Source organism: Acanthopleuribacter pedis (genome assembly GCF_017377855.1).
In the GTDB taxonomy this organism is placed as follows: Bacteria; Acidobacteriota; Holophagae; order Acanthopleuribacterales; family Acanthopleuribacteraceae; genus Acanthopleuribacter; species Acanthopleuribacter pedis.
In genome coordinates, this window is record NZ_JAFREP010000014.1 from 237,861 (window position 1) to 251,233 (window position 13,373).

At 55.2% G+C, this 13,373-nt stretch carries 7 protein-coding genes; 4 read left to right on the forward strand and 3 right to left on the reverse strand.

What is annotated here, in order from left to right; translation table 11 throughout:
- Positions 1 to 332 precede the first annotated feature (332 nt).
- The 3 genes from htpG to J3U88_RS15515 all read right to left on the reverse strand — a co-directional run bounded on the left by htpG (position 333) and on the right by J3U88_RS15515 (position 9,280).
- Complete coding sequence (gene htpG / locus J3U88_RS15505; protein ID WP_207859812.1) at positions 333 to 2,183, reverse strand: molecular chaperone HtpG; 1,851 nt, start codon at positions 2,181 to 2,183, stop codon at positions 333 to 335.
- A gap of 295 nt (positions 2,184 to 2,478) precedes the next feature.
- Positions 2,479 to 3,450: a signal peptidase I gene (gene lepB / locus J3U88_RS15510; RefSeq protein WP_207859814.1), complete on the reverse strand. Its 972-nt coding sequence runs from the start codon at positions 3,448 to 3,450 to the stop codon at positions 2,479 to 2,481.
- A 730-nt stretch (positions 3,451 to 4,180) separates the two neighbouring features.
- A complete protein-coding gene (locus J3U88_RS15515) occupies positions 4,181 to 9,280 on the reverse strand; it encodes an ATP-binding protein (protein WP_341535185.1) in 5,100 nt (1,699 codons plus the stop codon).
- A gap of 543 nt (positions 9,281 to 9,823) precedes the next feature.
- Here J3U88_RS15515 and J3U88_RS15520 point away from each other — a divergent pair.
- The 4 genes from J3U88_RS15520 to J3U88_RS15535 all read left to right on the forward strand — a co-directional run bounded on the left by J3U88_RS15520 (position 9,824) and on the right by J3U88_RS15535 (position 13,276).
- Positions 9,824 to 10,537, forward strand: coding sequence for a peptidylprolyl isomerase (locus tag J3U88_RS15520; protein ID WP_207859823.1), 714 nt, complete (start codon positions 9,824 to 9,826; stop codon positions 10,535 to 10,537).
- 44 nt (positions 10,538 to 10,581) lie between these two features.
- A complete protein-coding gene (locus J3U88_RS15525) occupies positions 10,582 to 11,151 on the forward strand; it encodes an elongation factor P (protein ID WP_207859825.1) in 570 nt (189 codons plus the stop codon).
- A 334-nt stretch (positions 11,152 to 11,485) separates the two neighbouring features.
- Positions 11,486 to 12,232 carry a transporter gene (locus J3U88_RS15530; RefSeq protein WP_207859826.1) on the forward strand — a complete coding sequence of 249 codons (747 nt, stop codon included), beginning with the start codon at positions 11,486 to 11,488 and terminating at the stop codon, positions 12,230 to 12,232.
- Between the two features lie 597 nt (positions 12,233 to 12,829).
- Positions 12,830 to 13,276: a hypothetical protein gene (locus J3U88_RS15535; RefSeq protein WP_207859828.1), complete on the forward strand. Its 447-nt coding sequence runs from the start codon at positions 12,830 to 12,832 to the stop codon at positions 13,274 to 13,276.
- The last annotated feature ends 97 nt before the right edge of the window (positions 13,277 to 13,373 follow it).

Consider the following 13,373-nt stretch of genomic DNA (forward strand, 5'->3'; position numbering starts at 1 on the left):
ACCCCACCTAACCCGCATTTCTCACCAGAAGTTCTGCTCCGGCGTTGAAATAGCTGCGATGACTTAGGTTTCTTGGTTGCACCCTTGCAAAGCAACGGTGGGACGGCCTCGACGTTGCAATGCTACGCCGAAAGGTCGGCCCCGCGAAAGGTCGGCCCCGCGAAAGGTCGGCCCCGCGAAAGGTCGGCCCCGCTACGGTGACCCTCGGTCGCAACTTGTGTCCTCGCGGCGGTTTCAAAGCCTCGCGACGAATTCTGGTGAGAAATGCGGGCTAAAGAAAAAGGCGAACAGCATGCTGTTCGCCTTGATCATGGTTGGGGTCCGTGTGCTGATTAGCGCAGCAAGGGCAGGACCAGGCCGGCCAGCTCTTGGGCGTCGTCCACGTTGCCTTCCAACAGGTTGGCCATGTGGTACAGCAGTTTGATTTGGTCGGCGATGCTTTCGTTTTCCAGGCGGGTGGAAAGCGCTTTGACGAAACGGTGCTCGGGGTTGAGTTCCAAGTCGCGTTTCATCGGCATGCCGGGCATGCCTGCCATGCCGCCGCCGCTGAACATCATTTTGCGAACGTTGTGGGACATGCCGCCGGATTCGTTGTAGAAACGGCATGGGGAGTCAGACAACGCCTTGGAGAAGCGAACTTTGGAGATTTTTTCGGTCAACACCTCGGTGACTTTCTCTTTCAGCGCGGTCAGTTCCTCGGAAACCTCGGGTTCTTCGATCTCTTTTTTGAGCTCTTCCGGCAGTTCGAGATCGCCACTTTCCACGTTGATGAACTTCAGTTCTTCGAACGGCTCTAGGCCGTTGAGGATCAAGTCGTCCATGGGTTCGGTGAGCAGCAGTACCTCGATGTCGTTGCGCGTGAAAAATTCGAGGTGCGGGCTGCGACGCAGTTGCTCGATGCTTTCGCCAACCGCGTAGTAAATCGCCTTTTGGTCCGTGACTTTGCCCTCGGCGTAACTTTTAAGCGTCACCGTGGGGTTGTCGACCTGTTTGGTGGAGTAGAAGCGCAGCAAGGGCAACAGCTTCTCGCGCAGGCTCATTTCGCCGTGAACACCTTCTTTGATGTAACGACCGAACTGTTTCCAAAACTCTTGATACTTGTCTCCATCTTTTTCGGCCATTTTTTTGAGGCCGTCGATGAACTTTTTGGTGAGAACCTTGTTGATTTTGGTGATCACGCGGTCGTTTTGGATGGACTCGCGGCTGACGTTCAGGGGCAGGTCCTCGGATTCAACAACCCCTTTGAGGAAACGCATGAACTTGGGAACCAACTCTTTGCAGTCGTCTTGGATAAACACCCGTTTGACGTACAGCTTGAGACCGTGCTCTTGGTCCTGACCGTAGTATTCGTAGGGGGCACTTTTGGGCACATACAGAACCGAGGTGAACTGGACGGGCGCGTCCGCGGCGAAGTGTTCCCAGTGGCTGGGTTCGTCCCAAGCGTTGCCGACCTGCTTGTAAAATTCTTTGTATTCCTCGTCCGTGATGTCGGACTTGTTGCGGCGCCACAGAGCTTCCGGCGTATTAACTTTCTCTTCTTCCATCATGACAGGGAAGGGGAGGAAGTTGGAGTACTGCTTGATCAGGTTTTCAATGCGGTACTTTTCCAAGAACTCGCTTTCGTCTTCCTTGAGATGCAGGGTGATGGCGGTGCCGCGCTTGCGGCGTTCACTTTCAGACAGCGCGTAGGTGCCCAAGCCGTCGGATTCCCAGCGAACGGCGGGCGCATCCGCCTCCATGGACTTGGTCTCGATGGTAACCTTGTCTGCAACCATAAAGACGGAGTAAAAGCCAACGCCAAACTGACCGATCAACTCGGGGTTTTTGGCCTTGTCTTGGTTTTCCTTGAGTTCGTTGATGAACTTTTTGGTGCCGGAGTGGGCGATGGTGCCGATTTGACTGATCAATTGGGCCTCGGTCATGCCGATGCCGGTGTCCTCAATGGTCAGCTGCTTGTTGTCTTTGTCGATGCTGACCTTCACTTCGAGTGGCTGATCTTTGTCGTAAAGATTGTCGTTGGTCAAGGCCTCGAACTGGACCTTGCTCAATGCGTCGGATGCGTTAGAAAGCAATTCACGCAGGAAAATTTCTTTGTGGGAGTAAAGGGTATGCACGATCAGGTGCAGCAATTCTTTGATCTCGGTTTTGAATTCGTGGGTGTTGGCCGATTCAGTTGTGCTCACGGCGTCCTCCTGGCTATGGATCAAACCGCGGCGGTGCCACGGTATTTTTAAGCGAACAGCGGCATTTTAACACTGAAGTTGAGGGTTGTTAAGTGGGTCCCTCAAAAAAGTTGCACGGTGAACGCTCAAGTTTATGTGAGCGTGATGTGTTAACCCGCATTTCTCACAAGGCTTCATTGTGAGAAATGCGGGTTAGCGAAAATCACCGCGTCACACTGCTTAGGTTCAAGTCCGTGTCGGGAGACACAACCGGGTCGCGGCTAGCGCTTGCCGGCGTTTTCTCGATCACCCCGGCTTACTTGATTCTGCTAAAACTCTCTTCCCAGCGCGTGCGTTTGTGGCCTTCCCAAATGACGCGTACGTAGCTGTGGATCAGATCTAAACCTTCTTTGGTGTGGCTGTTCTCGTCTTCGCCATAACTCCACCACACAAAATAACCGCGACCTTGAATGAGCTCGCGCGGGACCAAACCCCATTCACGCGAGTCATAACTGCGGTTGCGGTTGTCGCCCATCATGACGTAAAAACCCTCGGGGATTTCGTCAACCGGCGCCGCGCGCAACCGTTCCACGATTTGTTCATGGAGCGCGGCATCCAGGGTTTTGTAGGGTTCCAAAACCTTTAGCGTCACGTTTTTCATTTCGATCATCGTGAAGGACGATTCGTGAGGCGGGCGGTGCCAGCCATTGCCGAAACCGGGCTTGATTTCGTAATAACCGCGCGGCCGGTAACCGATCTCGGGGTCGCGATCAGACTTCATGGTTTTGGGCTCTTTAAAGAAGGTGTACCGTTCGTCCAAATAGGAGCCGTTCACATAAACCCGATCCGCTTTTACCTCGAAACGTTCGCCTGGCAACCCGATGCAGCGTTTGATGTAATCTTGGCGAGGATCGCCGGGCCATTTAAACACCACCACATCGCCGCGGCGAATGTCGCGATAGGGAAGGAGCGCGCGCTCAATGGGGCCCGCGTTTTTGAAAATAAAGGTGTTGGCGGTGAGGTGATCACCGATCAGCAGCGAATTCTCCATCGACGGCGTAGGAATCTGGAAATTCTGCCAAACAAAACTTTTGAAAAACAACAAGACGCACAAGGCGAACAGCAGGATTTCCGCGACCTCGCGAGGCACGCTTTTTTGGTAGAAAGCCGGCGGCGTGCGTTTCGCCTGCTGGTTTTTTTCGGCTTGGGCGCCTTCGTTCGAGGGCTGTTCATTCATCTGGGGCGGCATCCCTTGCTTTTCGTTGGCGACAATTTCACTGTTTTCCAATCGATCCCACTTTATAAAACATTCTTGCTGAAAAACTGCATTATAACCTGAGCGCACGGCGGGGTTTCATTTTCTGTTGTGGAGGCCGTGCGCGTTGGGTTTAGTCTCGGCTGGTTGGTGCTTCTTACACTTAGGATTGGATGTGGCTTTTGTGTTTTTGTGGGTATTGTCTGGTTTTTGCTAGCCTGCATTTCTCAGGATACTCGGATGAATGGAGGATGGGCGTGGGGCTGTCGCGCCCTGTTGGGTGGGAGTGCGCATGCGGATGAGGCCGCTGCTTCGTTTGGAAAAACACCGGCGGATGGTCGCCCCCAGGCAAGTGTCATAAAACCAGAGTGTTTAACATGCCTGTCACCAAGTAGGCTCTGCTTTTTTGGGTTTTGTCTGGTATTGTCTGGTTTCGGCTGTTCCCCAGTCATAATGAACTGGCCGGGGGATCAAGCCCATCAACTATTTCCTGATTGTCGTTCCCTTGGGATCAGCAGCATCCTTGACCAATCGGCTTATTGCGCTGATTGGGGCTGACGCCGACGAGGAATTACTGGAACCGCGAAACAGGGATCTCGTCGGCCGGCTTCAACGAAGCAACGGGTTTATCCGCATGCGCGATCCGTCCAGCCCAACATTGTTGGGCGGGCAAGGGAACAGCGGTCCGGCGCCATCTTGTAATCATCCTGCATTCCTGAGAACTAACGGAGACCGAGCGATGCTCGGACTCGGAATCCTCGTTTCATGCCGCGAGGCTGAAATCGACGATGAAACAGGCGCCTTTGCCGGTGCCCTCACTCTTCACGTCGATCCTGCCGCGCATTTCTTGGATGGCGTTGGCGCAATAATGCAGGCCGTACCCCGAGTTGCCGGCTTTGGTGCTAAAGCCCTGCGTGAATATGCGCGAGACATGTTCCTTCGGAATGCCCGCGCCTTTGTCGATGACCTCCAGCCGGACGCCTTGGTCCTTTAAGAGACGGGTGCGCAGGGTGAGGGTGCGTTCGCCGCCCTGGGCCAAGGAGGCATCGATGGCGTTGTCGATCAGGTGGACCAACACCTTGGTGAGTTTGCCTTTTTGGAGGGGCAGTTCCGGGAGTTCTTCGAAATCGCGAATCACCTGAATCTCGGCGGCATCTAAGTTGCGTTTCTGGAATTGCAGGACGTTGTTGATAATCCCGTTGAGGTCCACTTCATTGAAGGTTTCCGGCGCGTTCGCGTATTGACGTTGGGATTCGACGATGTTGTCGATGCCGGCGAGGTTGCGTCCCAAGCGGGTCAACTCTTCTTCAAATTGAGTCGTCTGTTTCTGCCAAGTATCTTCGATGCGGTCCCAGGCTTGGGTGACCATGGTGGCGCGTTCCGACTGAAAAAATTCGGCGAGGGTGCCCGCTTGTTGCTGTTCGCGGAATAGGTCGACCATGCGGCGATAAAAGCGAAGTGCCTGGTTTTGACCAATCATGTCATTTAAAACAGAAACCGAGGTTTTGACGCTGGCCATGGCGTTGCCCACGTTGTGGAGCAGGTTGGCGGCGATTTCGGCCATGCCCGCGTCGTGTGCCGCTTCGAGCAGGCGTTCCTGTGCGTCGAGAATTTGCTGATTTTTCTTCTGAAGTTCGGCAAGAAACCGCGCCTTGGTCACGGCGGAAATCGCGTGCTCGCGCAGGTGGTGTAGTTTCATGATGTCGTTGTGGGCAAAGGCATCTTTTTGGCGCATGTTCTCTAGGACCAGAAAGCCTTCCACGCGGTCGTTGATTTGGACATCCATGACCACGCGAGAGGCGGGGTCGTTTCGCGCCTCGCGGGGTTGGATCAGGTACACACCGCCCATGAGTTCTTCGGCGTTCACCATGAATTCACCGCGGATTTGGGGTTCGGTCAGGCGTTTGTAGTGGCTCGGGATGTGGTATTCCGCATCGGCGACCATGTCGAAGACCTGTTGTTCGTCCACGTCCGGTTGCGCCAAATAAAAGGCGCCGCGGCTGGTGTGCGGAAGCAGTCGGCGCGCCTGGTGGAGCAGGGTGGTGAGAACCGCGTCGAGATCGACCTCGCGGTTGATTTCGCGCACCATCTGTTCCAGGATCTCGAGTTCTTTGTTTTTGTTGCTGAGATCGGCGGTTCGTTGCGTGACCTTATGTTCTAAATCGAGGTTGGTTGCCTGGAGCGCCCGCGTTTTCTCCAGCAGTTCCAAGTGGACGGAAATGCGTGCGAGCAGTTCTTCGCTGGTGACGGGTTTGTAGAGGTAATCATTGGCGCCGGCGGCGAAACCGCGCACTAAGTCGGGCGTCTGATTTTTGGCGGTGAGCAAGATGATGGGTAGGCGACCGGCGTCGTAGGTGCGGCGCAGGGTTTGGCACACCTCGTAACCGGACATTTTCGGCATCATAACGTCGAGCAGGACTAAGTCAATCGGGGTTTCTTCTTTGAACACTGCCAGGGCTTCTTCGCCGTTACGGGCGAGATGGAGTTGGTAGTTATGGAGCGCGAGATGGTTAACCAGGACCTGTAGGTTGATGGGATCGTCGTCGACAAGCAGCAGTCGGGCGCCTTGTCCGTCTTGCGGTTGGGGTATTTTTAAATCGAGACCTGGCAGCGTGATATTTTGGGCTAGCGCCGGCGGCGAAGATGGTTCGGCTTCGTTGGTGCTTGGGTTTTCCGCCTGGGAAAGGGGCAGGTCGAAGCGAAAGGTGGCGCCACGGCCCAGCTCGGAGGTGAGTAAGAGGCGGCCTTGATGCATGGCAATCAGGCTGGAGGCGATGGTGAGGCCGAGCCCCGTGCCGCCGTATTCGCGGGAAATGGACCCGTCCGCCTGGGCAAAGGATTCAAAAATGCGTTCCTGCTGCTCGGGGTCGATGCCGATACCGCTGTCGGCCACGGCGACCACGATGCGTCCGTCCTGAAGCCGGGCCGTGACGCGCACAAAGCCGGATTCGGTAAACTTAATCGCGTTGCCGATGAGGTTGTAGAAAATTTGCAGGAGGCGATCCTCGTCGCCCCATACCGGCGGCAGATCGCGGGGGACCTCGTTGAGCAACTGCAAATCTTTTTGACCGACCAAGGATTGGGTCACCCCGAAGACGGTTTCGATGCAGGGGTGAAGCTCTATCGCGCGGCGGTTGAGTTGGAGTTCACTCGATTGAAGTTTCGAGAAATCGAGAATGTCGTTGACCAAATTGGAAAGGCGACGGCCGCTGGCGGCCACCATGTGTAGGTTTTTGCGGGTCGCGGCGGTGAGTTCGCCGCCGGCGCCGGCGATTAGCGATTCCACAATGCCGATAATGCCGTTGAGCGGGGTGCGCAGCTCATGGGAGGTATTGGCCAAAAATTCGTCTTTGAGGCGGTCATGGCGTTGCAGGCTCTCAACGACCATGCGCTCCAGTGCGAGTTTCCGGTTTTGGTGCCGCTGCCAAGCCCAGATGATCGAAACCAGAATTGCCGCATAAATGCAGTAGGCCCACCACTTGGCCCAGGGCGGCGGGACCACGGTGAGGTTGACCGCGATACCTTGCTCGTTCCATACGCCGTCGTTGTTGGCGGCGCGTACCATGAATTGGTAGTGGCCGGGATCGAGGTTGGTGTAGGTCGCCTCGGGTAAATTCGCAACCGTGACCCAGTCGCGGTCAAAGCCTTCCAACTGATACGCATAGCGGTTTTTTTCGGGGGCGTTAAAGTCCAGTGCCGAAAATTGAAAGCTAATCACGGAGTCGTTGTAATTGATGGTGATGTGTTCGGTGCTGTGGGTCGGTTCGGGCAAGGGAACGGGTTCGTTGAAGATCAAAAAATCGGTGAGCACCAAGCGTGGCGGCGATGGATTGTCGATAATTTGCCACGGGAGAAATGAGTTAAAGCCTTTGTTTCCACCGAAGAAAACGCGTCCCTTGCTGTCGCGCGCCGAAGTCAAAGCCGTGAAACCGGAATCAATCAGGCCGTCGTATCGATCATAAATGCGCACCTCCTCGGTATCGGGGTCGAGTCGGGTCACCGATTGTTCGGTGCTCAGCCAAATGAAATCGCCTTCTTCCATGACCGCGTAGATGTTGTCATTGGGCAGGCCGTCGCGGGTGCCGTAATGAATGAACACCGCGTCCTCGGGATCGCTGTCGATGTTGTCGAGGCGGTTGAGGCCGTTGCCGTAGGTGCCCGCCCAGAGCCGGTTCTTGCGATCCAGGTACAACGGGCGTACGAAATCTTGGCTGATGCTGTTGGGATCATTGGGGTTGTGCTGGAAGCGTGTGAAGCTGCGTCGGTCTTGGTCAAGGCGGTTGAGGCCGCCCCCGATGGTGCTGATCCACAAGCGGCCGGACCCGTCCTCAACCAAATCGTTGCAGCCCGTGCCGCCGAGCGATTCCGGGTTTCCCTCGTCCGGCAGGTACACGCGTATTTTGTCGGTGGTCGGCATGAACCGAACCAAGCCCCCGGTCGAGGCGATCCATATCAGGCGGTCGTGGTCCTCAAGAATGGAGCGTACCGTGCCCGCCGGCAGGTGATCCAAGCCGAGTTGGCGTTCCATTTTTCCGGTTTTGGGGTTGAGTACCGAGATACCTCGTTCAAAGGTGCCGATCCAGATGTGGCCGCGGTGGTCGGGGTGGAGTGCATAAATTCGGTTGTCGCAAAGGCTGGTGGGATCGTCGGGTTGATGGGTAAAGAAGCGGTGCTTGCCCCGTTTAAAATCCCACTGGATGAGGCCGCCGACGCTGCCGATCCAGACCTGGTCGCGGTTGTCTACCGCGAGTGCATTTACGCGGTTGTGAATAAGGTCGCTGGGCGAGAAGGTGGCGATTCGGTGGTGGAAAAACTTGGTCGGCCGCATTTTGTTGAGGCCGCCCGTGCGGGTGCCGACCCAGTACACACCGGATGAATCGTGGAGCACGGCGCGGATATCGTTTTGGCTTAAGCTTTGAAGATCGAAGGGGCTGTGGGAAAAACGCTCCCAGGATTGGGCCGCGCCGGTCGGGTCGGTTTGACGGCGAAACAAGCCGTGTAAAATGGTGCCGGCCCAAACTGATTGGTTGCGATCCTGGTACAACGCGGTGATCACCGCGTCGGACAGGGGATGGTCCCGCTCCTCCTCCTCGAGATAACGCAGGGTTCGCCCTTTGACCGGGTCAAACAAATCCAACCCTTTTTCGGTGCCGATCCACATCAAACCGTTTTCGGCCACCAAAAGCGCGCGTACCTTGTTGTCGCGGATACTGAACCGGTCGCGTTGGTCCGCGCGAAACGTGGTAAAACGTCCGTCATCGTCCAGGCGGTTGAGGCCGTCGGTGGTGGCGACCCAGATCACGCCGTTCAGATCCTCCGCGATGCTCCACACCCGGTTGTGACTGAGCGAACGGGGATCCTGTTCGTCATGAACGAAGCGGGTAAAACGTCCGGTTTCCGGGTGGAACAGATTGAGGCCGCCTTTGTTGGTGCCGACCCAAATGCGGTCGCGGCTGTCGCGGAACACGGTTTGGACCAGGTCGCTGCTCAGACTCCGCGGATCCTCCGCCTGGTGGAAAAAGTGGGTAAACGTTTCGGTATCGGGATCAAAGCGGTTGAGGCCGCCGCCCCAGATGCCGAGCCACAAAATGCCGTGGCTGTCGAATTCCATGCTGCTGACGCTGTTGTTGCGCAGGCTGTTGGGGTCCTCCGGTCGGTGTTGGTACACGGTGGTCTGAAAACCGTCAAAACGATTTAATCCGTTCTGCGTACCGAACCACAAAAAACCGCGCGGTCCCTGGCGAATGGTGTAGATGGTCGAGTGGGACAAACCCATTTCGTGCTGAATGCGGGTGATTTCAAAGCGTCGCCCCGCCGCCGCCTGATCGGAGGCCGAGAGCATGCCGGTCGTTGCCAGCGACACAAGCAAAAGAAGGGTCCAATGTCCAAAGTGCCAGAATGCCATTCAGCGTTCCCGATAACCTACCTCACCACCCGATGCCCGACTTTTTGTGAGGCGTCGACCGGCGACGCAAAACGGTTTTGGGCGGTGCCTTCACCGGAGGAAACGGTGGGTTGTGCATCCGTTGACCGGTTGGCGGGTGGTGTTACCTTCGGCCATACGCCCTCGTTGTGAAGGAGGTGGTGGTGCGTAAGGTATGTGGAAGTTTAGGGGTATTTTACCCGACTTTGATGGGATTTCTCACCCGCGTTGCCGGTTCTCGTGATTTTCCGGGGTTTTCGCGGGTACCGCGGGCGGGCCTGGGCTGGATCGTGGTCGCGTTCTCTTCGTGGGAACCTTTTGGCGAGGGTTACGTTGAAGTCAAAGCAGTGGCACGACCGCAAAATTTGACTAAGCCTCGGCTGAGCAGTTGCCGCGGCGGCGGTTTTGCATTAAGGTCATCCTGTTTTGCCCTTAACCCGAACCTTTTTCTCCGTTCGGTCCAAGTTTTTTCGGAGGCATTCTATGATTCGATCTCTTTCCCTGCACGGTCGTCGTTTTTCACGTGTGACCCTTTCTTTGTTTTTGTTGGCCGCGATGGTTGCCGTCGGTACCCCGACCTTCGCCGGCGACGGCGCCTCGGCCGATCTTTCACCCGCCAAGGCCACGGCCAAAGCGCCCGAGACCTTTCGGGTTCGCTTCGAAACCACGGAAGGCAATTTTGAGGTGGATGTGACCCGTGCTTGGGCGCCCCTGGGTGTGGACCGTTTTTACAACTTGGTCAAAATGGGTTACTTCACCGATGTCGGCTTCTACCGCGTCATCGACGGGTTTATGGTTCAGTTCGGTTTTCACGGTGATCCCAAGGTCAACGACATGTGGCACACGGCCTCGATCAAGGACGATCCCGTTACCCAAAGCAACCAGCCCGGCATGTTGACCTTCGCCAATCGTGGCCGCAACACGCGCACCACGCAAATGTTTATCAATACCGCGAACAATAATTACTTGGACGGGATGGGTTTCGCCCCTCTTGGCAAAATTGTCGGCGACGAAGGCATGGCGGTTGTGGCGAAACTCTACAAGGGTTACGGGGAAGGCGCGCCCATGGGTTCCGGCCCCAATCAGGCCATGCTGAAAAGCCAGGGCAATGCGTACCTGAAGAAAAACTTTCCCGAACTTTCTTATATCAAAAAAGTGGTGCTGGTAAAGCAGCCCGCCAAAGCAGGCACGCCCTAAAGCGCGGGGGGCACTGACCGCGGCAACACCAAAAGAGGTGAATTTTGATTTCAACCAACGATTTTAAAAAAGGTTTGCGTTACGAACACGAGGGCGCGCCCTGGCAGATTATGGAACACACGGTGCACAATCCCAGTGCCCGCGGCGCGGCCACGCTGGTTAAAGTAAAAGCGCGTAACCTGGTGACCAACCAGGTGTTACAGAAAAGCTTTAAATCCGGCGACCTGTTCGAAGAGCCCGACCTGAACAAACTGGAAGTGCAGTTTCTCTATGAGGAAGGCGACGATCTGGTGTTTATGGACCGCGAGACCTACGAGCAGTACAACGTGGGCAAAGCTCATTTTGGCGACAGCTTACCCTGGATGACCGATGGTTTCGAACTAGACCTGTTGCAGTACAACGGCGAGATCATCAGTATCGACATGCCTAAATCCGTGATTGTGACCATCACCTCGGTGGAGCAGGGTGCTAAGGGCGATACCGCTTCCGGTAAAGTTATGTCGCGCGGTATGTTGGAAAACGGGATTGAACTGATGGTGCCTACCTTTATTAAAGAAGGGAGCAAAATCAAGGTGGATCCCTCGGCCAACACCTATTTGGGTCGCGAAAGTTAACGCGTTTTTTCTCCAGATTTCATGGAAACGGCGGCCGACTTGGTTTGGCTGCCGTTTTCATTTTGGGGAAGGGTTTGTGATGTGACGTTCTGGTAAGCGCTTTGGAAAAATTGGTTTAAATATTGGGAACCTTGAGATAGGCCACGTTTAGAATGGCCCGTGCTGTTTGTGTTGCACTGATGCTGCCGTTTTTACGCTGTTATCGGAGGCGCTCGGGTAACACCAACACGCGCTTGTGAACACATAGGAATCGCGCTCATGCGAATCAATTCGAATGAATGCGCGCCGACGCGGCTTTCTCCAGTCCGCGAATACGACTGTCTACGAGGTTTCAATGACCCTTTTGTTACTTTATCTCATTGCATTTCAAGCACCGGCCGAACCGGCTTTCAGCAGTGATCGTCCCGACCAGAGCGATGCACCCGCCACCGTGGGTGCCGGTTATTTCCAATTGGAGGCGGGTTTTCAGCGTACCCATTACGATACGGACTTCAACGACATTGACATCGACCAAGTACCGGTTGCCTTGCTCCGTATCGGCATTAGCGAGGATTTCGAGCTGCGTCTGGGTTACGACGGGTTTATCGATATCGACGCGGGCAGATTCGATGGAAACGACGGCAGTGGCGACGGCCACCTTGGTTTCAAATGGCGTTTCCACAACGGTGATAGCGGGCAATGGGCCTTGATTGGGGATACCAACTTAACCGTCGGCGACGACGACATTGTCTCTGACGAAATCGAGCCCAGCCTCAAGCTGGCCTACGGTGGCGGTTTGACGGACAGCATTTCTTTCGGCGCCAACTTCGGTGTTTCTACCCAGGATGAAGACGGCGATTTAGAAACCAACGGCCTTTACAGCGTTGTTTTGGGATTCAGCGTTAGCGAACGCGTTGGTGCGTTTGTTGAGGTGTTCGGTGAAATTCCGGCATCGGCCGAGGGGCGTCCTCGTAACAGTGCCGACGCCGGCCTGACCTTCACCATCACGGAAACCTTCCAGTGGGATGTCGCCGTAAGCGCCGGCATCTCGGAAACCGCGCCGGATTGGGCGGCTACCACGGGTTTCGCCTACCGCTTCTAAATAGGATTCCGGGATCGAGAGGTCCCGGTTTTTGTTTGGATGTGTGGATGGGGTGCCGGATGGGCTTGGCTTGGTATTCGGGATTTCTCAGGATAAAAGGATGATGAGCGGATGGGCGCCGGGCAGTTGTGCCCTGTTGGGTGGATTTGCGCATGCGGATGAGGCCGTCGCTTCGAATGGAAATGCACCAGGGGATGGTTGTCCCCAGGCAAACGGCATAAAGCCAGACTGTTGCACATGACTGTCACCAAGCAGGTTCGAAAGGGGGTTGGCCTCGACGAAGCAACGGGTTTATCCGCATGCGCGATCCTGAAACTATCTCCAAATCCTGAGAAATACCGAATCCCAAGCCCCGTCGATCAAAGCCCCCAAAATCCAATCCAAAACCCCGCCGGCCCCCAATAATCCCGCCCTAAACCGTATTCAGGCCCTCCTTTTCCAACTTTCCTAAATAAAAAATCATGGTTCCGCGCTAAGGTTATGGAACGCACATGTGTCTCATCCGCGCCCTGTATCGGTTTGCGACCAAGCAACGATGCTTTGCTTTTTGGACCACAATGAAAAGGGGAACCATGCCCCGTTAAAAAAGGTGAAAACATGAAAAATATGCTGACTTTTGGTTTACTCGGCTTGCTTATGAGCGGTTTGGTGTTCGCCAAAGAAAATCCCAATCGCGTGGATCTGTGTAAAGTAGAAGCCCAAGATTTAGAACGTGGCCGCATTATGGAAGTTGCCGCCTATATGCTCAAAAAAGGCTACAAAAACGGCGTCTACCAACCCGTCATCAAAATATCGCTTCGCACCGGCAAAAACGTCGATATGCCTGGCTCCTTCTTTAAAAACGAAGCGGAACAAAAGATTTATAAAGCCAAAAAAGAAGGCCAAAATGAAGTCATTATTTGGCAAGCCGGCTCCCATCAGGCCCACAAAGCCAAAGCCGTCGTGACCCTGAAAGACGGGAAACCCGACAAAATCAAAGTGACCTTGCACGCACCGGGACAAGATAGCCCCAAGTCCTCGGAATGCGCCTACCCCTGGAACTAAAACCTTTTGGTGTTCGTTCGGTGTCGCACGGAAACGTCGCTCGGCCCGAATGAGCACCAAGGTGTTGGTTCTCATGAGGATCGTTGGTTTTGGATCA